Consider the following 22,564-nt stretch of genomic DNA (forward strand, 5'->3'; position numbering starts at 1 on the left):
GTGGAGGCGGGGGCGGGGGTCATGGCCGGGTGGGGGTTGGGGGTTGGGGCTCAGGTGGAGGTCGAGACGGAGTAGCCGGGGAGGTGGGGTTCATCGGTCGTCCGACGGCAGCCTTCCCTCGGCGGCCAGCCGGGCGAGGGCCTCGCGGCTGCGGGGTACGGTGCCGTGCCAGTTCAGCATCGCCACGGCCCGGTCGGGGACGAACCCGAACCGGGCGTACCGCTCGGCGAGTTCCATCGCCCACGGGGTGACGAGGGTGTCGTCGTCGACGCACATGCCGAGCCAGGTGAAGACCTCGCCGGCGATCCAGCCGCTGATCCAGGTCACCCAGCGCCGGGCGAAGCGCGCGGCCTCCTCGCTGTCCGGGTCCCTTGGCACGCCGGGGACGGTGAGCAGCGCGCACTCGCGGATCGCCTCGGCCATCCGTTCCTCGGTGACCAGGCTCGCGTACGGCATGAAGTCCCGCAGCACCGCGCGGACTTCGAGCCAGACGGGCGGGTCCTCGCCCTCGTCCTCGTAGCTGTGCCAGGAGGGGGCGGGGACCGGATCGGATACGGGGGCTGCGGGTGCACAGGCCTGGAGGATCGCGCGGGCGCGGGCGATGTTGTCGGCGGTTTCCGGGAGTTGAGCCGGCCACTGGAAGCCGGTGTCCCAGCTGTAGGGGAGATCGTGCACGGCGGACGGCAGCAACGGGCTTTCCCCCTGGGGGAGTTGGCGTGCGCGGGCCTCGTACCCGGGGCGGCGCAGCAACGTCAGGGAGTCCCTCGCCCAGGCCCGGCTCACCTCGTCCACCCTGCCGTCCCGCACGAGCCGCAGCAGGGCCTGCTCGCCATGGGGCGTACCGAGGTCCCGCAGCAGGCTCACCGCGTGGTGGGCGGCGAGGCCGAGCACGGCGCATCGTTCGGCGACCACCGCGACACCGATCTCGTCGTACGGCCGCTGCCGGAGCCGGCGCAGCAGGTCGGGGACCGAGCCCGCGAGCGTCGGGTCGGTCGAGGCCCGCGCCAGCGCGTCCAGGGTGGCCCGCTCGTTCGCTTCGGTGTGGGCCGGTTCCTCCCGTGTCCGGCGCCCGTCCGGGGGCGGGTCGTGCCACGGATCGCTGTGCGGCACGGCGGTTCAGCCGTCTTCGGGGAGCTCGGTGATCGGGTGGTCGGAGACGACGGCGCAGAGGATCATGGGGGCGTCGCCGTCGGACTGGCTGAGGGAGACGGCCAGTTGGCGGGTGGGGGTTTCCGGGCGGGCGGTCGGTACCGGTTCCCAGACCGTGAGGTCGCCCAGCAGGTCCTCGTCGCACAGGGCTTGGAAGAGGGCGGGCATCGGGTCTCCCGCGATCTTGCGGAAGAGCGGTACGTGCATGGCGACTTGGCGGTGCGGTCCGTAGCGGTCGTCCAACTGGCGGACGAGGGCGGACAGTTGGGCCTCCGCCGCCTCTTCCGCCTCGTTGCGCTCGGGTGCGTACACGCCGGTGAGCGGTCTGCCCACCCACAGCGGGGCGATCACGAAGCCCTCGCCTCGGGTTCGGGTCCACTCCCCCGTGGCCGGGTCGCCCTCGCTCACGGTCGGTCCGGTCGCCGGTACGGGGCCGGTGAGCAGCGCGTCGAGGTCCCGGAGTTCCCGGCCGGGTGCGGTCACAGCGTGGCCCGGTCCATGGGGCGTGGCAGGGGCCGTAGCGCTCCGGTCTCCCGCAGCCGTTCGAAGGCCCGCACCACCGCGTCCACGTCGTCCTCCGTCGCGAGGTCGAGGACAACGCCCGCGCCGGGGACGGCTGTTCGGGGTGCGGTCAGGTCGTCCGGCACCAACTCGGCGCGTGCTGGCGAGAGATAGCCGGCCCGGCCCACGCAGGGGTCGCCGACGCCGTACTCCGCCTCGTCCTCCAGCGCGTCCAGTACGTCGTCGTCGGTCACGTCGCCGAAGTCGGGGTGCCAGAACTCGGCGACGGCGGCGAGGAGTTGGGTGCCGGGCAGCTCGGTGTCCTCGGGTGAGCGGATGCCGATCACCAGTGACTGGAGCAGGAACCCGGAGTCGCCACCGGCCAGTCCGCTCACCTCGACCGTCCAGCCGGGTGCGCCCGTGGCGGTGAGCCGGAGAGCGGTGCCGGTGCCCTTCGACCAGTCGTCCGCGGCCCGGGCATCCTGGAGGGCTGCGCGCAGGCTGCCCTCGTCCGACGGCACCGGGGAGGCCGGCGCGGAGACCGCCGTCCACTCCGCGGGCAGGGCTGCGTGCGGAAGGAGCCGGGTGACCTGGTCGAGTGTCGCCTTCCAGCGGCCGGCCAACTCCTCGACCGATTCCTCCCTGGGGCCCCAGAAGCCCCTCACCAGACGTCGCATTTCTCCGTCTCCGTCTCCGTCGTACGTGGTCCCTGGTCGCGCGTATGTCTGCGTGTGCGGGTGTCGTAGCAGGTCGGGCTGCCGTCACCCTAGTCGAGCTAGCCGAACGCGCCCGGCTTGCGGGTTCCGCCGACCGGCTTCTGCTTCTCGTAGACGACCCTGATGTCGAGGCCCTCGTCGCGGAACGCCCGCCTGGCTGCCTTGGCCACGTCCGGGTTGGAGAAGTGCCATTCGACGGCCTTGCCGCCCGCGGCCGCCACCTGCCGCCGCGCCTCGGTGGCGAACTCGGCCTTCGCGGACGGGGTCAGCTCCCCCTTGCTGGACTTGGAGAGGTAGCCCTCGTAACCGTTCTTGGCCTCCAGATACGTCTGCCGGCCCGCGTCCCAGCCGTCGAACTCGACGTCGGGCACGCCCTTCTTGGGGTACGGGACCACGTACTCCTCGCCGCGGACCGTGCCGGTGACCTGCTCCTGGTAGCGGAGCCAGGACTCGTTCTGCCAGTTGGGCGCGGGGTTGCGGTCCCGGCTCGCCCAGAAGCCGTCGCTGCTGTCGGCGTCGCCGAGCGTGTGGTTCTTCAGGTCGGCGGCCCAGTCCGGCGGGTTGTAGTTGCGCGGGTCCGAGGTGTCGCCGTGCTTGGGGTCGGGGTACTCCTTCTTGGCCGCCGCGGCCTTCGCCGCGCGTCCCGGCTCCTCCGCCCGCTTCTTGGCCAGGTAGGCCTCCCGCTCCTCCTTGCGGGCCTCCTCGGCCTCCTTCTTGGCGTCCTCGTCGCAGCCGTCCTCGGCGAGGAGGACGTACGGGGAGGACGCGCCGGCGGCCAGGACGGTGGTGCCGGTACCGGTGCCGCCGAGCAGCCCGGGACCACCGCCACCGTTGTCGCCGTACGGGATCCGGTGCGCCGGGGCGCCGATCGTGCAGCCGGACTCGCGAGCCTTCTTCTCGGCCTCGTCCGCCGCGTCGTCGGCTTCCTTCGCCGCCTTCTCGGCACCTTCTACGTCGCCTGCCTTGGCCGCCTTCTTGGCGTCCTCGGCGGCCTTGGAGGCTTCCTCCGCGAACTTGCCGAGCTTCCCCAGCTTGCCGATCTTGCCGAGGTCGCCGAGCTTCTCGACGACCTTGGCGCCGTCATAGCCCGGGATGAAGAGGGAGCCCGCGTTCCAGAGGACGTGGCTGACGGCGCGGGTCTTGTCGCCGTTGTTCCAGTCCTTGGCCACGTCGTCGCCGATGAACACGTCGTAGAGGACCGTGCCGCCGGTCTTGACGGAAGCACCGGCCCAGTCCCACAGGGCACCGCCGTAGTCGCCGTCGGACCACTTCTTGCCGGCGTCCTTGGAGTTCTTCGACCAGTCGTCGCCGAGCTGTTTGCCGTAGTCGCCGATGCCTTTCAGGGTGTCCCAGGGGTGCCGGACCATGTCGTAGATACCGGTGACGTCGCCCCAGACACCGTCGACGAAGAGGCCCTGGCCCACTTGCTTGACCTGGTTGCCGGCGCAGCCGAAGAAGGCGCCGATGCCGGAGAAGCAGCCGTCGTCGCCTTTGTTGTCGTTGTCGTCCTTCTTGTCGTCGGCGGGGGCGGGGGCGGGTTTCTGGTCGTCGGTGGTGCCGGTGGTACCGGTGGTGGTGCCCGTGCCGGTGGAGCCGGTGGTCCCGCCGTTTGTGGTTCCGCCGTTGCCGTCGGCGTTGTTGTTGCCGGCGGTTGTGTCCGTGTCCGTGTCGCTGCCTGCTACGGCCGGGCACGCCAGGCCGGTGACCTTGCAGACCTCCGACTGGATGCCGCCGAAGATCTGCGTGCCGAGGCCGCTGACCAGCAGCGCGGTGATGATCGCGGCGACGATGGCGATGAACCCGGCGTACTCGACCGCCGTCTGCCCCTCGTCCCGGCGCCAACGGATCAGCCGGGACAGGGAGAACGGCCGCCGCTCCACGCGCTCCAGGCCGGAAAGCCCGTACCACTGACGGCTTTCGGGCCGGGACAGGAAGAAGAGGATCAGGATCGGCAGCAGGAGCTGCAACCCCCCGCGGGCGGACCCGGAGACGAGGTTGACGACCCCGCCGAGGATCAACCAGCCCTGTACGGCGAGGAGTCCACGCCGGACGAAGGTCCCGCCCTCCCAACTCCGCCTGGCGAGCCACCAACCGAGGACACCGGGCGCGGCGGCGTACGCGACGAGGGCGATCACCTGTCCGTCGAGGGCGTCGTAGGCCCCGGCGGTCATCAGCAGCCCGAGCCCGCCGACGAGGGTGACCGCGAAGAGTACGTGCACCAGCACCAGCGCGGCGGCGAGCGGCACGGGCATGTCCCTGCGCCCGTTCAACTCACCTTGCCCGCCCGGCACTTCCGGCACTCCTCCGATCGAGGCCATGGTGTCTCCCCCGTCCCCCGACGTCGCTCCCAGCGCGACAAGACCTTGCAGAGGTTCCAGAGGTTAGGGACGGGACGGGTGCCCGAGATGGGCCCGTGGGCCTAAATCGGTACCCAAGTACTGTAGGATCTCGCGGCTCATGTCATAAGGCATCGCGCTGACCAGCAGCTTCTCGGACTGTCTCGCGCCGTGGCCAAGCACTCTTGTCTCAGGACGGGTGGCATTTCCTCATGGCCCACGTCAGGAGTCACGGTTGTCGGGCTTTGATCTGTCGGCGGGCCATGTCCCAGACCTTCTCGAACTGGTCGGAGGTCAATTCCTCGGGGTCGTGGCCTTCCCATTCTGAGACGGGCAGTTCAGCTGTGACCCCGAACCTGCTGTCGTATTCATCGAGGCGGCCCGCATCCTGCGCCTGCTGCCATTCGCTGAGGGATGCCGCTGCGATCGGGGTCAGCCCGGGGCCATGGAGCTCGATCTGCCGAGTCACCCACCCCTCTGCGTCGACCTCGAAGTAGAACCAGATGTCTTCCTCGTCCCAGTAGCAGCGCATCCATGTCATCGGCCCATGGTGACTGGGGTCACCGGAGCGCGGCGAGTTCATTGACCGAGCGAGTAGGGGTGCCCAGGAACAGCTCGGAAGCTGCGGTGCCGTATGCGATGTTGAGGGTGTCGAGGCGGTAGGTCCATTCGCCGCCGTGGGTGCCCGCGAAGCGGTAGTTGACCTGCCAGCGGAGCCATTCGCCGCGTGCCAGCCGGACTGCTGGCGGCCGCCTCCACCTGCGGGGCATGCCGAACGGGGTCACGGCCGGCTGAACGCGCAGCTTGGCGCCGTCTTCGCGTAGAACCACGCCGGTGTCCGCGGCGGAGTCGGGCAGACCCTCCCGGGTGACGAATCGGGGCTGGAAGCTGTCTGCTTCGTGCATGAGGACTTCATGGACGTAGGGGGGTGCCAGAAGCGGCAGGGGAAAGGCCGTTGGGACCGCGTTCCGGCGGGAAGCTTCAGGTCCACCCCGAGATCGTTTTGTCCAAGAAGTGCGCACCCACTGGATGACTGTGTCCACGGCGCCGATCCTTCAGCATCCGCACGGATGCTGACCACCCTTTTCCGGCCGCTCGTCGCAAGGGGCCGCGGAGCTACCCCAAACTCTGTTGGATGGGCGTCCAAGGTGCTGGGATGCTCCTGCGGTGACAACCGGCATGAGCAGATTCCAGACCGACGCGGGGTGGGACGGCCCGTACTACCGCGTCCGCGCCGAAGAGTTCGATGCACTGTTCCTCCCCGGCCCTGACGAATCACTCGACGAAGTCTGCAATGTTGATGTCGAGGTTCATCTACCTGATGGCTCGCGCTGGAGCGCGACGATCTTCACTCTCGCCGAGGTCGATCGGCTGATGAAGCGGTGGGAAGAGACCGAAGAAGCAGCGGGCGGCAAGTACTTCTGGTGCTCCAACGGCTTGGTCGTGCGGGCTCCGGGCATCCCAGGGATGGTGACAGTGATCGCCGACCTGCTCAGATCCCGAGAGTTCGACGGCGCATTTCACCGCCTGGATTCCTCGGCCTCAACGCGCTGGCCGGGGCTTGCCGTTCAGTGTGTGTCACGGAGGTAGAGGGCAGCAAGCTGCGGGAGTCGACTTCGCATCTCATCGGGGTCGTCAAAGTCGAAGTCTTCACCCATGTCTCCGGAGTCCTGTTCGGAACTGTCCCGGGTGGCTCTGTATGCGTCCCAGGCCTCGTAAAAGTCCTCTTCATCTCCGGTGACGTGCTTGAACGCCTCGCTGGCGGCGTAGTTGACGTCCTCGTAGAAGAGAGCCTCGTCACGGTGCACCTCCGCGGCGGCGATCACTGCCGGGTGCTCAGCGAGGCTGTCCGGGTGAGCCGCTGCCTTCTCGTACCAGTCGCGGCCCAGCGCAATCAGGCCGGCGCGGAAGTCCATGAAGCTGTCGTCCGAGCAGCCGCCGCCGATGAGGTAGGCGGCGGCCCACATGTCCCATCGGTACACAGCGTCATGCACCTCGTCGAAGCGTTCCTGGTAGCGAAGGATGTCGTCCTTGGTACGGGCGGCCAGCTCGTTGACTAGGGCTTCCGCGAAAGGCCTGTCTGGCGTACTGGCCGAGCGGGCGGCCTCGATGATGGTCCAGAACTCAGAGGTGTCCATGGCTGGGCACTCTGCCAGTTGGGTCTGACAGCGAGTCCTGCTGGGGTGTACGACCTCCACCGTGATCACGGTGCTGCCTGAGTCGATCCTGAGTTTCGAGTCCCATCGGGGTCACGGTGCGGATAGCCAAGCCGTTGCGGCCCTGACGACCCGCTGGCCGAGTGGCGTGAGTTTCATCGGGCGGCCTCGTTCGGCTCGTTCGAGCAGTGGGCCACCCAGCTCACGTGCCAGCCGGTTGAGTTGGTTGACGAGGGTGCTGTTGTGCAGGCCGAGTGTGCGGGCTGCCTCGTGCAGCGTGGGGTGGGTGGAGGCTGCGACAAAGCGCCTGAGGCGCTTCTCTGCGGCGGGGCTGTTCAGCGCGGGCTGCAGAAGTCGGGGTGCTTGGCGCGCCTGGGCTTGGGCGCGAAGGGCTTCACGGTGGCTGGCGCCTCCACGCTGACGGAGCGGGATGCCCGCGTTCTTAAGCCGTTTGGCGACGTTCGACCTCGTCATTCCAGTTTCAGCGGCGACGTCGTCGAGGGTGCGGCCGAGCTCGACGTATTGCTCGTGGAGCCATTCGCGGGTGAGTTCTTGGCGGTGCCGGTATTCCTTGGGTGTACGGATCGGGATCTCGTACTCGTCTGCGATGCCTCTGATCACGTCCGGTTTGACGCCGTGGAGAGCGCCAATGACCTCGAGGGACATGCGCTTGTTCAGGTAGAGGTCCGCGAACGCGGCCGGGCCCAGGGTGGCGCGGACCGGGTCGGACACCGGAGAAGGACGTGAGGTGCCGGCCGATGGGTCGGGGGCTGGGTGCCGGTCGAGGATGCAGCGCACGACGTCGAGCGTGGTGCCGAGGTGACGTGCGGCATCAGTCGCCGTCATGCCGGATTCACGGATCAGTCGGTGCAGTGTCGCGATGTCGATCTCTGATGGGCTATGTCCGGGCAGGGTGAGGCCACGCAGGAGTTCGGCCGGTGGGTGCCAGGTCACCGGCTCACCGCTGACGCCGTGGCGCTGGAGGAACTCCTCGGCAACGTGGTCGAGGTGCGTGAGGAGGACCGGGGTCAGACGGCGGTAGCGCATCACGTGCTGCGACCGGGCGGAAGTGTTCGCAGGGGTGCAGGTGGACGGCGCCAACGCGGACGGCAGGCCGCTGATTCGGACGAATAGGAAGTTCCTGAAAAGCCGGGCCAGTGCACCGCTGCCCCGCTGCCTGCCGATCTCCCGTGCGATGTCGGTCCATTGTGCTTCTGGCAGCAGACCGGTGTAGTCGATGCTCCTGCGTCGTTCGTAGTCGATGGGTGACGGGTTGGCGTCGAGGTACTCCGCGATTCGCAGGAGCGCGGTCTGGATGTCCGGCCATTGCTGGTGATCGTGCAGGTGGGCGAGCATCCGAGACGCCATGAAGCCAGTTGTCCCCTTCCCGAGAAGTCCGGCGACGGCTGTGGCGGAGTGGAGGTTTCCGACGAGGCCGACGAAGCAGGACAGCGCCGGCCTGCTGATCCGGTGTTGGTGCTGCAGGGGCGGGACGAGGGGCAGAGCGAGTTCGGGCCAGAATGCGGTGGGCAGAGACCGGAAGCGCTCGCGGATCCGGCTCGGCGGTTGGGCGCCCGGGCGGGTGGCGATAGTGCGATGCCGGAGCTGTTCGACAGCGCGAAGGCGGGGACCAGCGGCCGCGAGCTGCACTGAGCGAAGGGTCTCGGTGGTGGCTTTCCCCCAGGGCCCCAGCGGTGGGCGTCCTTGCCAGTCCTGCGGACCAGCGCCGGTAGCGATGGTCCAGCGCAGAGCTGCACCGGCTTGCTGAATGTCCGGTTGGGTCAAGATCTCCGCGGCGAGCGTGACGCCGACTGCGGTGATCGCCGCGCTGTTCGGGGCGAGCATTCCTCGGCGTTTGAGGACCTTGGAGTCGGCGTAGGTGAGAAGGGTGTTCGCTTCCTCCGTGGTGAGGGGCAGGTCGGCAGGAAGGCGTTCGGCCAGTTGCGTGCGGGGGGCATGGACGAAGATCTGGCCGACGACAGCTCGCAGGTCCGCGAGTGCGCCGAGGCTGGGCTGTGGATGCTCTGCGTAGGGGCCGAAGTCAGCGGTTCCACTCTCGACCATCGCGTCCACGAGTCGTTGCGCGTGGAGCGCGGGATGGCCGTCCTCAAGCCTTGGGGCGACCTGCCGGGTCAGGTCGGCATCGCAGCGTCCGGGCCGGGCATCGGCGTGGCCTTTCCGGAACGTGTTCGGACAGTGCCCAGGACGCGGGATCTCTCGGCTGGCGGCGGGACGTGCCCGTAGGGGACGGTGGCATTGCAGGCAGCGGTCGGCCAGCAGGCGGTTGTGCTTGATGCAGGCGAACGTCCAGCCCAGTCGCCAGTTCAACTGCCAACGGCCACTCGATTCGACCAGGCAATCCGGGCAGAAGCGAGAGCCGGTGCTGTTGCCCCAACGCGTCGAAGCGGCGAGTTCCATGCGTGGCCCGAGGACCACGGCCTGCCCCTCGTAGTGGGCCATTGTCATGGTGTGCAAGGTGGCGGCGGGCACCCCGGTCGTCCGGGAGATCGCCGTTGCCTGCGCGGGAGCCAGGCGCCTGGTCAACGTCTCCGTCGACACCGTGTCTGCCGTCTGCTGTTCCGAGGTGTCGACTCCCAGGCCCGCGAGGACGTCGCCGACCTGGGTGTGAAGTCGGAATGCCAACGCCTCAAGCCAGGAGTCCAGAGCCTCGCCGGGCAGGGGCTGCATCCGGATGGGGAATGTTCCCGGCACGTCTGTCACGAGGCTTTTCGGGAGCGAGGGCGGCTGGTCAGCCGGCGGGCTTCCAGCGCCGCTTCGAGTTCGCGGCGGGCGTTCTCGGACGCCTCGTCGTTCTTCACACGGTCGAGCAACTCCTTGTCCAGGCACTCACTGCCGCTGCGGATGGCCCGCTGGCAGCCGCGGATGATCAGCGTCATGAGGGAGCCGATGTGGCCGGTGCTGCGGAAGAAGAGGTAGTCGGACAGGTCGTGCGCGAGCATCCCGGGGTGCTTGTCAGCCAGGACGATGCGCTGTTCCAGCGCCAGGAGCATCTGGTTCCACTCCCGTCGCCCCATCTCGTTCGTGATCGTGAAGGGCCGCATGTCCAGTCGGGTCGTGCGACGTCCGGTCTGAGCCAGCGCGGTGTCCCCCGCTGCGGATCCCTCGCTGAACAGACCCTTGTCGGCCAGTCCGACCCCGACCATCAGCAGGGTCACGGGGAACTCGTTGGCGATCCACTTCAGATGGTTGCTGACCTCGATGCCGCTCGTTCTGCCCCACTTGAGGAAGTGCAGGTCATCGAGGGCGAGCACCCGGACCTCGCAGGACAGCATGCAGTCCAGAGCCCGCCGACCGAGTTGGATAGTGGTGCCTCGGGACCGTCCGGGATGCTCGAAGAACTCCAGCATGGCCCGGTTCAGGTCCTTCATGCCGGTGTTGCCGGTCAGTCCGACCCGGCAGACCGGCCACCGCTCGTGGCCCTGCTCGGTGAACTCGCCTCTCTCGGCAATCTCTCTGCGGTGGAACTCGCGCAGGAAGGCCAGGACCGACGTGGTCTTGCCCAGCCCGGGAAAGGCGTCGACGGCCACCGCCCCCTTGGCCTTGTCGCCGTCCTGCAAGTTGCTGTCGGTGATGTCCCACAGGTCCTCGTGCAGTTCGACCATCTGCGGGGTCTTGATCGGCCCTAGGTTGGCATGCCATTCCCGTCGCGACCGGTCGTACTCGGCCCGCGCCTGCGCGCCGAGCTCCTTGAGTTGCTTCCGGGTCAGCGCCTCGGGCTGCTGTCGCCGGGGCGCGTCGGCGAACGCCTTGAAGTCTTCCTTCTTCGACAGAGCCAAGTTGCCCAGGTTCGACAATGCGGCAACAGGGCTCACACGTCCTCCAGGGCATCGGCGTAGAAGTCGTCCTCGTCGGTGAGGTCTTCCAGATCGGCGTCGTCGTCATCGCCGCCTTCGGCCACGGCCTCCGGTTCCGGCTCCGCTGCGACTGGCTCCGACGGCCCCGCCTCCTGGCCCAGTGCCTTGCGTACGGAGGGCAGTGAGACGACCCGTTCCGCCTCGCCATCGGTCTCCGGCAGCTCGATGCCGGCCTGTTCGCGCGACAGCCGCAGCGCCATTCGCCGCTCGGCGATTGAGGTTCCCAGGCCGAGGTTCCAGCGCTCCAAGAGATCGGCGACGGCCAGCCGGTCGTCGGGGTAGCGGTACTTCGCCGCCGCCAGTTTCCGGGCGAACGCCAGCGCGTCCTCGCTCAGCGGCATGTCGGCCGACGGCGCGTGCTCCCAGATCAATGGGTGCCAGCGGCGATCGGCCGGATCACGGAAGTAGATCCGAGTGATGTCGTCGGGGTCGACCTGGAAGGGCCAACTGCCCTCGGCAGGGCCCCGATGTGGGCTCTTGGCATTGCGGTAGGGATTGAGCGCGGGCCCGTTGTACCGGCGGCGGCCGATCTCGACGCCGTAATGCTGGATCGTGCGCCACTCGGTCCGCAGGAACTCGAAGGCCAGGTCACGATCCCGGGGCACCTCGATGTAACCGGCCCTGGCCATGCCGTGCTCGAACATCGCGGCAGGTGAAAGCCGTAGTCCCGGCACTCCGGGATCGACCAGCCCCGCATGCGTCCGGCAGTGGTACACCGTCGCGGTCCACTCCCGGACGATCTCCTCCAGCTCGTCGAGGAAGAAGAACGCGTCGTCCTCCGGGCTCTCGCCCCGCGAGTGGATGTCCGGGCCCTTGTAGCCCGGCAGGGCCTGCAGCAGCCCCTCCCGCAGAGTCCGGAAATACCGCTCCACGGGCCCCTTGTCCCGGCCCGTCCGCAGCCTCGCAGGCTGTACCGACATCCCCAACCGGCGGCAGACACTGGTGAGATGCTCCGAGACATAGACCTTGCCGTGGTCGACCACCAGCGTCTCCGGCACCAGCGGCGGCGAGGCGAAGCCCGGCCCCTCGACCGCCTCGACATCCACCAGGACCGTCCGGGGAATGCCGTGCTCGGGCCAGACTGCGTGCCGCGGCCAGTCACGCCCCGCCGGACGGGGGCGGAACGACTGATAGAGCACCGCACTGATATCGACCGCCTTCGTCGAGACCGGCGTGATCCGAATCCCGGTGATACAGCGGGTGTACCAATCCATTCCGACCGAAAGTTCAGCCTGCAGCCACTGCAGCGTCAGCGGATCGAAGGCGAACACATCCAGGCGCGTGGAGTCCATCACCAGGTACTCGCCCGGCCGTGTCGGCCGCAGCTTCCCGTAGACCCCGTCCGGACGATCCGCGATGTCCCGGTTCCGCTTCGTGCTCAGCCGGAACAGCGGATGCTGCCGCTCCAGATCCTCAAGCAACCGAAACGCCGTCGCACGGCTCGGCAGCTTCACCACATCCGGCCCGAACCGTGCGATCACCCGGGCCCGCGTCCGCTCGATCACCATCGTCCGCGACGGCTTCGACTCCCCGGTGTGCTCGACCATCACCTCCAAAGCGGTCTCCACCCACCGCTCGTCCACCTTCGTCGGCGACCTGCGGGCCAGCCCCTTCTTCGCCACCAGACCGGCCTCACCATGGCTACGGAAGTCAGCGACCCACTGCTTCACCGTGCGAAGAGACACCCCCAGCTCGGCCGCCTTGGCCGCGTACCGGGATTCCCGGGACAGATCCGGGGAGTACTCCTGGCGGGGCTCGCCCTCCCGCGCCAACTCCGAACTTCCCGACCGGAAGCCGGTGATGACCTCTCGCACATGTTCGGACCGCTCCAGAAGCTTCGCCCGCTCCGCCGTCCCCAGCTGCCCTAGCACCACAGACGCGATCTCTGCGTCGTCATCGGCCGACGGCCCCGGCACATCAGGGATGACGGCCGCCCGGTCGGAGAACAGCAGCTCCGCGAGTGACAGTCGCAGCAGCCGCCCCCGGCCATCCTTCAGGACTACTTCATTACCTGCCGTGGTCGCAGCCATCTGCACCACCTCGACGGTCTCTCCGTCGTAGCGAAACCGCGTCCCGATCCCGACCCTTGCTCCAGCACCGCTCATGCCGGCCTCCGGCACACCCGGGACGGGTCGAGTGGTCGATCGAGGTCCACGAGGAGCTCACGGGCCCAGAGCAAATGGTGCACAGCAGCGCGCACTTGCGGCTCGGCGTATCCCGGAACCTGGCTCGCGATCTGCCCCAACCGAGCACCATCGAGATCGGCGCCACGAAGCTCGTCCAGGAGATCGGTGTCGAACAGCCAGGACCGGCGATAGCCGGCCAGAAAGCGGATGTTCTCCAACTCCGCCGGTGACGGCTCGCTCCAGACCTCGTACTGCCATCCGCGCGACTCCACCGCCCTGCGGGTCCAGTCGAAGGTGAAGGCCACTTCGGGCTTGGACACCCGGTACAGCGGTTTGACGTCCACCACCACGAGCCCTTGCCCGGTGATCAGCAAGTAGTCCGGGATGTGCTTGCAAACCTTCCCCTCCAGTGCCGCCTTCAGCAGGAACGGCTGGGCCACGATGTGGCGTACAGAAGGATCGAAATCGGCGAAGAGCAGACGTGCCAACTCCAGCCGTGACTCGTAGATCACGTGGTCGCTCGTCGTCGCCGACCAGTAGATACCCGAGTAGTGCCTCTGGCCCTTGAACCAGCGAAACGTTCGCCATGGCACCGCCGATGCCAAGAGCTCGACAGACGCCTCGCTCCAGGGCCGGTCCTCCATCACCGCACGCCCCTCGGGCCGGACGCTCACAGACGCAGCAAATTCCCCCACCGCACACCCCCAGCCGCACATCAACTTCCTATGCAGCAAAGGTTCCAGCGCGGCGAACGCAAGCGGGGTGGATCACCGCTCTCGCCACCCGAATAGGTGACGCTCCGACCTGCGAGTCTCACGGCGGCGGCATAAATGCCGCCGCCGTGCAGAACTCGCTGAGATTATGCAGCGAGTTTTGAGACCCTACAATGAGGACGGTCACGTGGGGACGTCCCTCAGCTCTCCGTCCGCGGGAACGTCACCTCGACCCTGCGGTTCTTCTTGCGGCCGGCCTCCGTGGAGTTGTCGGCGATCGGGTACTGCTCGCCGTAGCCGCGGACCTCGAAGGTGATGTTCGGGTTGTTCAAGTCCGAGTCCAGGACCGCCTGTACGGCATCGGCGCGCTGCTTGGAGAGGATGTCGCCGTGGGCGGACGAGCCGAGGTTGTCGGTGAAGCCGAAGACGCGGACCGTCGACGCGTTCTGCTTCTTGATCTCCTCGGCGATCGCGTCGATACGGGACTTCGCCTCGGCGCTCAGCTTGGAGCTGTCCTTGCTGAAGAGGACCTCGGCCTGGAGGGCGAAGGTCACGTCCGAGTTGGTGTCCTCACGGCGTTCCTCACCGCCCTGGTCCTCCACGACCGACTTGATGTCCAGGACCTTGGGGGCGGCGAGCGTTCCGCCCTCGGGGAGTTTCAGGTCCGGGTCGTTCGGGTCGACCTGCACCGGGGCGGAGGCGGAGGCCTCGGTGCCCGGCGGGACGCTCGGGCTCGGGGTGTCGTCGGCGTGCGCGGCCACCGCACCGACGATGTTCGCGGCGACCATGATCGTGGCGGCGGTCACGACCAGGGCGAGACGGGGAGTGGTGGTCACGGCCGCCTCATCCGGAGATCTTGATCGTGCCGACAGGGAACGTCGGTAGTTCGAAGGAGACTTCGGTGGTGGTCGAAGGGGGCGCCGGGAACTGCATGAAGACGGCCACCGTGCCGCCCGCCTTGATCGTCGTGAGGCCTGTCGTGGTGAGCGGCCGGCCGTCCGTGTCCCGCAGCACGTAGTAGCGCTTCTTCCCCTTGGAGTCCACGAGGGTGGCCCCGCCGAGCGACGTACCATGCTGAAGGATCTCGGTCTCGTCGCCGCGCAGGGCCGACGGAATCACGAGCAACTTGTCACCGTCGTTCTTCAGGACCCCGTTCACGGTGACGAACCCGCCCGAGTCCCTGTCGGCGGAGGTGATCTGGAGGAGCAGTCCGTCGGTCCCTCTGAGTTCGGCCAGAGGCGTCTCCGACTGCCCCTCCTGAGCGCTCGGATCGGATCCGCTGCTCTTGGAGGCCGAGGCCGTGGTGTCCGGCTTCTTGTTGTCGTCGCCGCCACTCCCGCAGCCGGCCACGCCGAGGGCCAGACCGGCCGCGACAGCCAGGGCGACCGTCCCCCTGCGGGCCGTCGAAGTGAACCGAATGCTCATGACTCTGCTTCCCTCATCACTCGTCGTTCGCTTGTCAGTCAGCCAGGTGGACGTCGAAGAGGTCCTCGGGTCCCGGTAGATCGGTGAGGTGGAGCGGATCCAGGTTCCAGTCGATGCCGTCCTTGCAGGTGAGCTTCGGCAGCACGTCGTCCCCAGCGTCCGCGCCGAGGGGTGTGAACGTGCAGCGCGGCTCGATCACGGCGGTGGCATGGGCTGTCGAGTGCTGGTCCTCCGTGCCGGGCACGATCGAGTCTCCGACCGGCTTGTCCGTCTCGACGGTGACCGTGTACTGCAGGGGGACCCCCGTCGGCGGCGCGCAATCGGTCACGTGGGCTTCGTTCTGCCCCGCGAGCTGCCCGGCGCGCCCACATCCGTCGACGAGTCCCGGCACGTTGCCGTCGAAGATGTCCTGCCACTTGGTCGGATCGAGTACGTCCTCCACCCACTGGCCCGCGAGTTGGTCCCGGGTCTCCTGGGCCGCCGCGAGCGCCGCCGCGTCGGCGGCCGTCTGGGCGCCGCTCCGGTTCACCGCGGCCTGGCCGACCGCGACGTAGGCGAACGCGAGGAAGAGCAGACCCGCCACCACCGTGATGTAGATGGGGAAGGCCTGCCCTGCGTCGCTGTACCTACGGGGCGGCATCAGCCGCCGGTGACCTCGGAGATCTTGTTGTTGATCGCGTCGAGGATCGTCGAACCGATGCTCGTACCCGTGATCGCCAGCACGATCGCGACCACCACAGCGATGATGCCCAGGTACTCCACCGCGGTCTGCCCCTTGTCGCTGCGGGCGGCGCGGGCCTGAAGGTACGTCACGGTGGTGTTGATCCAGTTGCTCATGGTGTTCCCCTCCGAGAGACTCGATCCCGGCTTCCTCGTCGCCGGTGCCGCTTTCGACATGAGAACGGTATGCCCGAACTACGGGTACGCCAGAGGGCCCCAGGGCCCAAAATCGGGCCCAATCGGAGTCCCGGACTTCGCACTGGGCCCGCCCGTCACCGAACCGGGGCCGTAGGCCCGGCAGTTGGGTCCTCCGTCGCGGCGTCACCGGTCACCCCAGCCCTCGGGCCGAACCAGGCGTCGTACCAAGCCACTTGGCCGCGGCCTCGGAGCGGCTGGTGCTGTGGAGCTTGGCGAAGATGCGGTTGATGTGGTTCTTGACGGTCTTCTCGGAGATGAAGCAGGTGGCGGCGATCTGCTGGTTGGTCATGCCGGACGCGATGTGGTCCATGATCTCCGCCTCCCTCGTGCTCAGTTGGAACCGTGACTTATCCGAGGATGACTGTCTCACAGGTGGTTGCAATTGCGAAAGACCGTGGGGAGAATTCGGCTGAGGATGGGCCACCGAAGGCATTCTTCCGTTTGCAGCCGCACCTAGTTGAGAGTCGTATGAGCCCAGGCCCTCGGGCAGGGAGGGGCCTGTCCGCTCCTGTCGCAGCTGGGCCAGCAGGGCCCCCGCCGCCGATGGCGTGAAATGGGCCCTGCCCTGCCTGATGTCCCGTACGGCGGCGACCAGTTCGTCCGCCGTGAACTCGCCGTGGACCAGATAACCGCCCGCCCCGCGCCGCAGCGCCTCCTGGACGATCTCCGACTCCCTGCTGTACGTGAGCATCACGACCGGCGCGATCCGCACGAGGTACGGCAGCGCCGAGATGCCGTCCACGCCCGGCATGCGGACGTCCAGCAGGACCACGTCGGGGTGGTGGAAGTGCGCCGCCTCGTACGCCTCCCGGCCGTCCGCCGCCTCCGCCACGACCGTGATGTCCGCGCGGCCCGACAGCAGCGCCGTCAGGCCCGCCCGGACCACCGGGTTGTCGTCGGCCACGACGACCCGGAGAGCTGAAGTCGGGGCCGGTTGCGGGAAGTTGGCGAACGGGTTCGGTGGCGGCTGTGGCGCGCCGGGGTGGGGCGTCGTCTGGTCCGGCATGGCTGCCTCCTCTCAGGTCTCTCAAGTCGTTTGTACGAGTGGGGGGATGAGGTTTACGGGGTTTACGTCGTCAGGGCTCCCAGCGGGAGTTCCAGGCGGACCTCCGTGCCCGTGTCGTGGCCGCCGCGGCCGATCCGGATGCGGGCGCCCACCGACGCGGCCCGTTCGACCATGCCGACCAGGCCGAAGTGGCCTGCCCTGCGCAGCTGTTCGAGGGTCGTGCCCGCGGGGAGGCCGCGGCCGTCGTCGTAGACGCTGATGCGCAGGAGGCTGTCGTGCACCCCGGCCTCCACGTCGACCTTCGTGGGGGTCGCGTGGCGGTGGGCGTTCTCCATCGCCTCCGTCGCGATGGTGAGGAGCTGGCGTGCCACGGCGGGCGGGACCGGCGGTACGCCGTGGTCGCCGGTCGGGCGGTAGGTCGTGGGGAGACCGGTCCTGGTGCTGAAGTCCCTTGTGCGGGCGGCCAGTTCGACGAGTACGTCCGTGCCCTCGTCCGGGTTGGACTCCCGTCGTAGGTCCGCCAGGAGTTCGCGGGATTCCGCCGCCGCCCTGCGCGCCGAGCGGGCCACCAGTTCCGCCTGCTGTCTGATCAGGGCCGGGTTCATGTGGTCCGCGCCCGCCGAGCCCACCAGGCCGTCCGCCGCGAGGGCCACGCCGTGCAGGGTCTTCGCCACCGAGTCGTGCAACTCCCGTGCCAGGCGTGCCCGTTCGGCTCCTACCGCTTCCGTTACGGCGAGGCGGGCCTGGACCGTCGTCAGCGCGGTCGTGGCCTCGCCGAAGCGGAGCATCAGGTTGCGCAGGGTCACTCCCACCGCGCCCGCGATCACGCACAGGCCGGGGAGTAGGAAGGCCTGTGCCACGGCCCTGTGGGCGTCCGCCGCGGCGGTCTGCGCCAGCACCAGGATCACCGCCTGGAGGCCGGCGAAGCAGCCGGCGCCCCGCCAGCCGTAGACGATGCCGGCGAGGAGGGGGGTGCAGACGCTGACGTAGGCGAGCGTGCTGGTTGGCCCTGCCGAGATCAGGAGTAGGGAGCCGAACAGGGTGTCCACGGCCAGGAGGGAGGGGTGGCGTAGGAGTAGGGGGCCGAAGCGTTCCCAGTCTCTGAACAGGACGTAGGAGGCCATGAAGGTGACCACTACGGCTGCGCCCACCAGGCGGGTGGCTACGCCGGGGGTGGCGTTCACCAGGGCGGAGGGGGCGGCCAGGGCGATCATCGCCAGGCGGAAGCCGAAGACCTGCCTGCACATTGCCTGGAGTGCGCTGATCTGGATGGGGAGGGCGACTTCCCGGCCTTCGGCCGGGATTTGACTCCCACCCGCACCACCCGTTTCGCCTTTGTCGTCGGGTGCGGGTGGCCCCTGTGGGGCGCCCTCGCCGTCTGCGGCCAGCCGTTCCACGCTCGGCTGCGTCGGCGGCCTCGGTACCCCCGGAAGCCAGCCCCCTATCGGCGCCCATCCCTCCGGCAACGCCGGCGTCACCGACGTGACCGGAATATCCGTCGCCCCCGACCGCACATGATCCGGCAGGACCGTCCCCGCCGGCGGAGTCGTGATCTCCGTCGGCTGGGGACGCCGCCGCAGCAGTCTCGTGCGTCCGCGTTCGTCCGTCGTCGCCATGGCCCCCGTCGCCCCCGTCCGTCCCTACTTGCCCGTGATCGTGCTGAAGTCCGTGCCGGAGCCGAGGAGAAGGCCCGCGCCGAGGAGCAGCATGGTGGCCGGGACCATGAACGTGGTGATCATCATGGTGGCCTTGGGGACCGCGCGGGCCGCCTTGCGGCGGGCGTTCTGCGCGTCCGTGCGGCGCATGTCCTTCGCCAAAGACACCAACGTGTCCACGATCGGCGCGCCCAGCTCCTCCCCCTGCTGCAACGCCGTGACGAACATGGCCACTTGCTCGCTGTCGTTGCGTCGCCGGAGTTCCGTGAAGGCGGCGCGGCGGCTCATGCCGAGGTCCATCTGGCGGAGGGTGATGCGGAGTTCGTCCGCCCAGGGGCCCTCGTACTTCGAGGCGACGCGGTCCAGTGCCTGGCGGAAGCCCAGGCCCGCGCTCACCACGACCGCGAGCACGTCCAGGAAGTCCGGCAGGGTGCGTTCGATGACGTCCCGGCGGATGCGGATCGCCGACCAGATGCCGACCTCCGTCCAGAACGCGCCGAAGGCGAAGAGGATGACGGCGACGATGTAGTGGCCCTCCAGCAGCATCAGCAGGCCGCCGAAGCCGCCGAGGAAGCCGTAGACCGCCCGGCGGGCCGCGTAGCGGTCGATGGTCAGGCCGCCGGGGTTGCCCGCGAGGTCGATCTTGCGGCGGTACTTGGCGACCAGCTTCGGGCCCATCAGGCGCAGGACCATCGGGGCGTAGCGCATGCCCATGCGGTCGATGAGGGAGTCGACCGCGCCGGTGCGGGTCGAGCCGACCTCCAGGGCGAGGACGAGGTCGGTGGGGAGTTTCGCGTCGGCGCGGTACATGCGGATGCCCGCGAAGACGCCCCACACGCTGAGGCCCATGACCAGGGCGAGGACGAGTGCGACCATGTCTGTTCTCCTCCCCTCAGACGTCGATGCGGGACAGGCGGCGGATGAGGATGAAGCCGATCGCGTAGAGCCCGAAGGCGATGATCACGCAGGCCTGGCCGATCGGGGAGCCCGTCATCCGGTCCAGGGCACCGGGTTTGACGCCGTTCATCAGGAAGAGGGCGCCCACGCCCATCACCGGGACGGCGTACGACGTCATGTTGACCTGGGAGAGCTGGGTGCGGACCTCGCGGCGGGTCTCCTTGCGCTCCTCCAGGGTCTCCGTGAGGTTGCGCAGGGCACTGACCACCTGGCCGCCCGCCCGGTTGGAGAGCACCAACGTCGTTACGAGGACGACCAGTTCGCGGGACGGGAGCCTGTCCGCCAGCTCGCTCAGCGCGTCGTCCATCGAGGCGCCCACCGCCAACTGGTTGGCCACCTTGGCGAGTTCCTCCCCCGCCGGTGCCTCCAGCTCCTCCGCCGCCATGCTGATCGCCGTACGCAGCGCGAGTCCGGCGTGGGTGGCGTTGGCCATGATGCGGGCCAGTTCGGGGAGTTGGTTGATGAACTTCTCGATGCGCTTCTGGCGCTGCCAGTTGAGGAACTGGATCGCCACCCCGATGCCCAACAGCCCTGCTATCGGCCCGAAGAAGGGCGCCAGGGACGCCTGCCCGATCAGCCAGAGGGCCGCCACCGTGCCCAGCATGTAGACGAAGAACTCGCCCGGCGTCATGTCCAACCCCGTTGCCGACAGGCGCAGTTCGAGCTGCCTGCCGAGCCGCGTACGGCGCAGTCTGCGGTCCAGGTCGCGGAAGCGGCGGACACGGCCCACCTGGATCTGGCCGGTCGAGGAGAGCCGGTCGACCAGGGCCGCGCGCTGCGCCTTGCCCGCGGCGTAGGCGTGCACACCGGCGACACCCAGGACACAGGTCAGCAGGGTGACGCCGGTGGTGAGCGTGACGATCGTCTGGAGATCCATGGGGTCGGTCCCTACCTACTGGCTTCTCTGAGGGCGAGCTGTTCCGCGGTGTGGGCGACGCCGAAGGCCTGCGGCAGGGGCTGGCTCGCCATGTAGAGCCGGTCGGCGGTGCGGCGGGAGAGCGGGAAGTACTCGAAGGTGCCGTAGACCCGGCCGTCGGCGGAGATCGGCTGCGGGCTGAAGCGGGCCACCGTCGCCAGCCGGTACGGCTCGCTGCCGTGGCTGTCGAGGAGGGCGATCTCGGTGATCCGGCGGGCGCCGTCGGCGAAGCGGGTGAGCTGGATGATGACGTCGATGGCGCTGTTGATCTGGTCGTGCAGCGCCTCGAAGGGGATCTCCACCTCGGACATGGACGCCAGGGTCTTCAGCCGCATCAGCGCGTCCTCCGCGCTGTTCGCGTGGACCGTGGCGAGCGAGCCGTCGTGGCCCGTCGACATCGCCTGGAGCATGTCGAGGGATTCGCCGCCGCGGACCTCACCGACCACGATCCGGTCGGGGCGCATACGGAGGGAGTTGCGCACCAGGTCGCGGATCGTGACCTGGCCCTTGCCCTCGACGTTCGGCGGGCGTGCCTCCAGGCGGATCACGTGCGACTGCTGGAGCTGGAGTTCGGCGGAGTCCTCGATGGTGATGATGCGCTCGGTCTCCGGGATCAGGCCGGAGAGCGCGTTGAGAAGGGTCGTCTTCCCGGTACCCGTCGCGCCCGACACGATGATGTTGAACTTCGCGTGCACCAACCCCGCGAGGAGATACAGCATGTGCTCGTCCAGCGAGCCGAAGCCGACCATCTCCTGGAGCGTGAAGGAGCGCGGGAAGCGGCGGATGGTGAGCGTGGCGCCGGTCAACGACAGCGGCGGGATGATCACGTTGACGCGCTCGCCGGACGGCAGGCGTGCGTCGACCATCGGATTCGACTCGTCCACACGGCGGTTGACCGTCGACACGATCCGCTCGATGGTCTGCATCAGCTGGTCGTGGGAGGGGAAGCGGAGCGGCAACTGCTCGACGCGGCCGCCGCGTTCGACGAAGATCGCGTCCGGGCCGTTCACCATGATCTCGGTGATCGACGCGTCTTCGAGGAGCGGTTCGAGTATGCCGAGGCCGAGCGCCTCGTCGACGACCCGGCGGATCAGCTGCGAGCGCTCGACGGTCGAGAGGACCGGTCCCTCACGGCTGATGATGTGCCCGAGCACCCGCTCCAGGCGGGCCCGTCGCTCGGCGGCGGCCAGCGCGCTCATCTCCGCGAGGTCGATCTCCTCCAGGAGCTTGGCGCGGTACGAGGCGACCATGTGGCCGTCCTCGCCCCGATGGCCGTTCTCCTCGGGATGGTTGACACGTTCCCGCAGACCCATGAGTGCTGTGCTCCTCGCTCCTTGTTCAGTCGAGCTCTGTCGTTCTCTGTCGTTGGTTCAGTGGTCGAGCGGCATGGTGGCGGTCTTGCTGGCGTCCCCGAAGCCGTCGTAACCGGGGATGACCGACGGGATGTGGATGGTGGCGGTGACCGAGACCGTGTCGCCGCCGAACGACGCCGGGCAGCTGACCGAGAGCCAGTCGCTGACGGCCTCGCTGCACGCGGGCTGCGCACCCTGCCGCAGCGAGGCGCTGCGCGCCCCCGCCCGGGCCGCCGTCCCCGCCTGCTCCGCGGTGTACGCGACCAGCCCGAGCTGCACCGCCGCCAGCGTGACGAGGATCAGGACCGGGATGAACCCGAGGTATTCGATGGCGACTTGACCGCGGTCGCGCGCTCGGAGGCCGTAGGACATGTCAGTTCGTCTCCTCCTCTACGGCGCCCGCGTGGCCGCGCACCGTGAAGGGGAAGCCGATCGCGCCGGGGAAGAGGACGGGCACCTTGAGGGTGACGTCGGCCGTGATGAACCCCGTGCCTCCGCAGGTCACCGTGGCGTCCCCCTTCCACGGGCCGTCCAGCTTGTCGAGACCGGCCTGTCGGCAGGCGGCCAGCCGGTCGCCCCGGGTGGCGGCCGTGCCCGCGCGCACCGCCTCGTCCGCAGCATTCCCCGCGAGCGTGAAGGTGTACCCCACCAACACGAACTGCCACATCAGCACCAGCGTCAGAATGATCAGCGGGGTCATGCCGAGGAACTCGATGGTGGTCTGGCCCCGGTCCCGTTCCCGTACGGTCGCGCGCACGTCCAT

Annotated in this window: 23 protein-coding genes; 1 reads left to right on the forward strand and 22 read right to left on the reverse strand. The window is 68.6% G+C overall.

The genetic code is table 11. The features are described from left to right. Positions 1–90: 90 nt before the first annotated feature. The 6 genes from OO69_RS36380 to OO69_RS36405 all read right to left on the reverse strand — a co-directional run bounded on the left by OO69_RS36380 (position 91) and on the right by OO69_RS36405 (position 5,607). A complete protein-coding gene (locus OO69_RS36380) occupies positions 91–1,110 on the reverse strand; it encodes a hypothetical protein (RefSeq protein ID WP_033285182.1) in 1,020 nt (339 codons plus the stop codon). A gap of 6 nt (positions 1,111–1,116) precedes the next feature. Further along, entirely contained in the window at positions 1,117–1,632 is a 516-nt protein-coding gene (locus tag OO69_RS36385; RefSeq protein ID WP_033285183.1) for a hypothetical protein, read from the reverse strand. Next, a complete protein-coding gene (locus tag OO69_RS36390) occupies positions 1,629–2,327 on the reverse strand; it encodes a hypothetical protein (protein ID WP_033285184.1) in 699 nt (232 codons plus the stop codon). The genes OO69_RS36385 and OO69_RS36390 overlap by 4 nt, the downstream gene beginning before the upstream one ends. Before the next feature lie 98 nt (positions 2,328–2,425). After that, complete coding sequence (locus tag OO69_RS36395; protein ID WP_033285185.1) at positions 2,426–4,684, reverse strand: Tox-REase-5 domain-containing protein; 2,259 nt, start codon at positions 4,682–4,684, stop codon at positions 2,426–2,428. 247 nt (positions 4,685–4,931) lie between these two features. Further along, a complete protein-coding gene (locus OO69_RS36400) occupies positions 4,932–5,234 on the reverse strand; it encodes a hypothetical protein (protein ID WP_033285186.1) in 303 nt (100 codons plus the stop codon). Between the two features lie 28 nt (positions 5,235–5,262). Continuing rightward, the gene (locus OO69_RS36405; RefSeq protein ID WP_324604577.1) at positions 5,263–5,607 is read right to left on the reverse strand and encodes a hypothetical protein; all 345 of its coding nucleotides are present in this window, start codon (positions 5,605–5,607) and stop codon (positions 5,263–5,265) included. A 274-nt stretch (positions 5,608–5,881) separates the two neighbouring features. On the opposite strand from OO69_RS36405, the gene OO69_RS36410 reads away from it, so the two are divergent. After that, entirely contained in the window at positions 5,882–6,292 is a 411-nt protein-coding gene (locus tag OO69_RS36410) for a hypothetical protein (protein WP_051801465.1), read from the forward strand. On the opposite strand, the gene OO69_RS36415 is transcribed toward OO69_RS36410, so the two are convergent. The 16 genes from OO69_RS36415 to OO69_RS36490 form a co-directional block, all read right to left on the reverse strand. Continuing rightward, positions 6,271–6,840: a DUF4240 domain-containing protein gene (locus tag OO69_RS36415; RefSeq protein WP_033285188.1), complete on the reverse strand. Its 570-nt coding sequence runs from the start codon at positions 6,838–6,840 to the stop codon at positions 6,271–6,273. The genes OO69_RS36410 and OO69_RS36415 overlap by 22 nt on opposite strands. A 111-nt stretch (positions 6,841–6,951) precedes the next feature. Beyond that, positions 6,952–9,579 (reverse strand): TniQ family protein, encoded by a 2,628-nt coding sequence (locus OO69_RS36420; RefSeq protein ID WP_158713468.1) that lies wholly within the window; start codon positions 9,577–9,579, stop codon positions 6,952–6,954. Further along, entirely contained in the window at positions 9,576–10,655 is a 1,080-nt protein-coding gene (locus OO69_RS36425) for an AAA family ATPase (protein WP_234444621.1), read from the reverse strand. The genes OO69_RS36420 and OO69_RS36425 overlap by 4 nt, the downstream gene beginning before the upstream one ends. A gap of 32 nt (positions 10,656–10,687) precedes the next feature. Next, positions 10,688–12,838 (reverse strand): helix-turn-helix domain-containing protein, encoded by a 2,151-nt coding sequence (locus OO69_RS36430; RefSeq protein WP_033285269.1) that lies wholly within the window; start codon positions 12,836–12,838, stop codon positions 10,688–10,690. Further along, positions 12,835–13,533 carry a TnsA-like heteromeric transposase endonuclease subunit gene (locus OO69_RS36435; RefSeq protein WP_234444622.1) on the reverse strand — a complete coding sequence of 233 codons (699 nt, stop codon included), beginning with the start codon at positions 13,531–13,533 and terminating at the stop codon, positions 12,835–12,837. The genes OO69_RS36430 and OO69_RS36435 overlap by 4 nt, the downstream gene beginning before the upstream one ends. Before the next feature lie 239 nt (positions 13,534–13,772). Next, positions 13,773–14,360 carry an OmpA family protein gene (locus OO69_RS36440; RefSeq protein ID WP_234444629.1) on the reverse strand — a complete coding sequence of 196 codons (588 nt, stop codon included), beginning with the start codon at positions 14,358–14,360 and terminating at the stop codon, positions 13,773–13,775. A 55-nt stretch (positions 14,361–14,415) separates the two neighbouring features. Continuing rightward, positions 14,416–14,997, reverse strand: a complete 582-nt coding sequence (locus tag OO69_RS36445; protein ID WP_033285193.1) for a hypothetical protein — start codon at positions 14,995–14,997, stop codon at positions 14,416–14,418. A 34-nt stretch (positions 14,998–15,031) separates the two neighbouring features. Then, positions 15,032–15,637 carry a pilus assembly protein TadG-related protein gene (locus OO69_RS36450; RefSeq protein ID WP_033285194.1) on the reverse strand — a complete coding sequence of 202 codons (606 nt, stop codon included), beginning with the start codon at positions 15,635–15,637 and terminating at the stop codon, positions 15,032–15,034. Continuing rightward, on the reverse strand, positions 15,637–15,834 hold the full coding sequence (locus OO69_RS36455) for a Flp family type IVb pilin (protein WP_033285195.1): 198 nt from the start codon (positions 15,832–15,834) through the stop codon (positions 15,637–15,639). Before OO69_RS36455 ends, OO69_RS36450 begins: the two co-directional genes overlap by 1 nt. Positions 15,835–16,045: 211 nt before the next feature. After that, positions 16,046–16,921 carry a response regulator gene (locus OO69_RS36460; protein WP_033285196.1) on the reverse strand — a complete coding sequence of 292 codons (876 nt, stop codon included), beginning with the start codon at positions 16,919–16,921 and terminating at the stop codon, positions 16,046–16,048. A 62-nt stretch (positions 16,922–16,983) separates the two neighbouring features. Then, complete coding sequence (locus tag OO69_RS36465; protein WP_199811098.1) at positions 16,984–18,168, reverse strand: histidine kinase; 1,185 nt, start codon at positions 18,166–18,168, stop codon at positions 16,984–16,986. 393 nt (positions 18,169–18,561) lie between these two features. After that, positions 18,562–19,452 (reverse strand): DUF5936 domain-containing protein, encoded by an 891-nt coding sequence (locus OO69_RS36470; protein WP_033285198.1) that lies wholly within the window; start codon positions 19,450–19,452, stop codon positions 18,562–18,564. Positions 19,453–19,468: 16 nt separating this feature from the next. Further along, a complete protein-coding gene (locus OO69_RS36475) occupies positions 19,469–20,410 on the reverse strand; it encodes a type II secretion system F family protein (protein WP_033285199.1) in 942 nt (313 codons plus the stop codon). Positions 20,411–20,421: 11 nt separating this feature from the next. Continuing rightward, entirely contained in the window at positions 20,422–21,762 is a 1,341-nt protein-coding gene (locus OO69_RS36480; protein ID WP_033285200.1) for a CpaF family protein, read from the reverse strand. 57 nt (positions 21,763–21,819) lie between these two features. Next, a complete protein-coding gene (locus OO69_RS36485; protein WP_033285201.1) occupies positions 21,820–22,173 on the reverse strand; it encodes a TadE/TadG family type IV pilus assembly protein in 354 nt (117 codons plus the stop codon). Position 22,174: 1 nt separating this feature from the next. After that, on the reverse strand, positions 22,175–22,564 hold the full coding sequence (locus OO69_RS36490; RefSeq protein ID WP_033285202.1) for a TadE family protein: 390 nt from the start codon (positions 22,562–22,564) through the stop codon (positions 22,175–22,177).

Origin of the sequence: Streptomyces sp. NRRL F-525, from assembly GCF_000716605.1 — a bacterium.
Taxonomy (GTDB): Bacteria; Actinomycetota; Actinomycetes; order Streptomycetales; family Streptomycetaceae; genus Streptomyces.

Bases quoted from the DNA above. Each gene is read 5' to 3' on its own strand.
- OO69_RS36415 (WP_033285188.1), bottom strand. From the start codon at position 6,840: ATGGACACCTCTGAGTTCTGGACCATCATCGAGGCCGCCCGCTCGGCC.
- OO69_RS36465 (WP_199811098.1), bottom strand. From the start codon at position 18,168: ATGTGCAGGCAGGTCTTCGGCTTCCGCCTGGCGATGATCGCCCTGGCC.
- OO69_RS36440 (WP_234444629.1), bottom strand. From the start codon at position 14,360: ATGGTCGCCGCGAACATCGTCGGTGCGGTGGCCGCGCACGCCGACGAC.
- OO69_RS36480 (WP_033285200.1), bottom strand. From the start codon at position 21,762: ATGGGTCTGCGGGAACGTGTCAACCATCCCGAGGAGAACGGCCATCGG.
- OO69_RS36455 (WP_033285195.1), bottom strand. From the start codon at position 15,834: ATGAGCAACTGGATCAACACCACCGTGACGTACCTTCAGGCCCGCGCC.
- OO69_RS36490 (WP_033285202.1), bottom strand. From the start codon at position 22,564: ATGGACGTGCGCGCGACCGTACGGGAACGGGACCGGGGCCAGACCACC.
- OO69_RS36430 (WP_033285269.1), bottom strand. From the start codon at position 12,838: ATGAGCGGTGCTGGAGCAAGGGTCGGGATCGGGACGCGGTTTCGCTAC.
- OO69_RS36400 (WP_033285186.1), bottom strand. From the start codon at position 5,234: ATGCGCTGCTACTGGGACGAGGAAGACATCTGGTTCTACTTCGAGGTC.
- OO69_RS36460 (WP_033285196.1), bottom strand. From the start codon at position 16,921: ATGCCGGACCAGACGACGCCCCACCCCGGCGCGCCACAGCCGCCACCG.
- OO69_RS36450 (WP_033285194.1), bottom strand. From the start codon at position 15,637: ATGCCGCCCCGTAGGTACAGCGACGCAGGGCAGGCCTTCCCCATCTAC.
- OO69_RS36475 (WP_033285199.1), bottom strand. From the start codon at position 20,410: ATGGATCTCCAGACGATCGTCACGCTCACCACCGGCGTCACCCTGCTG.
- OO69_RS36390 (WP_033285184.1), bottom strand. From the start codon at position 2,327: ATGCGACGTCTGGTGAGGGGCTTCTGGGGCCCCAGGGAGGAATCGGTC.
- OO69_RS36410 (WP_051801465.1), top strand. From the start codon at position 5,882: ATGAGCAGATTCCAGACCGACGCGGGGTGGGACGGCCCGTACTACCGC.
- OO69_RS36470 (WP_033285198.1), bottom strand. From the start codon at position 19,452: ATGGTCGCACTCGTCCTCGCCCTGGTCATGGGCCTCAGCGTGTGGGGC.
- OO69_RS36395 (WP_033285185.1), bottom strand. From the start codon at position 4,684: ATGGCCTCGATCGGAGGAGTGCCGGAAGTGCCGGGCGGGCAAGGTGAG.
- OO69_RS36445 (WP_033285193.1), bottom strand. From the start codon at position 14,997: ATGAGCATTCGGTTCACTTCGACGGCCCGCAGGGGGACGGTCGCCCTG.
- OO69_RS36405 (WP_324604577.1), bottom strand. From the start codon at position 5,607: ATGCACGAAGCAGACAGCTTCCAGCCCCGATTCGTCACCCGGGAGGGT.
- OO69_RS36485 (WP_033285201.1), bottom strand. From the start codon at position 22,173: ATGTCCTACGGCCTCCGAGCGCGCGACCGCGGTCAAGTCGCCATCGAA.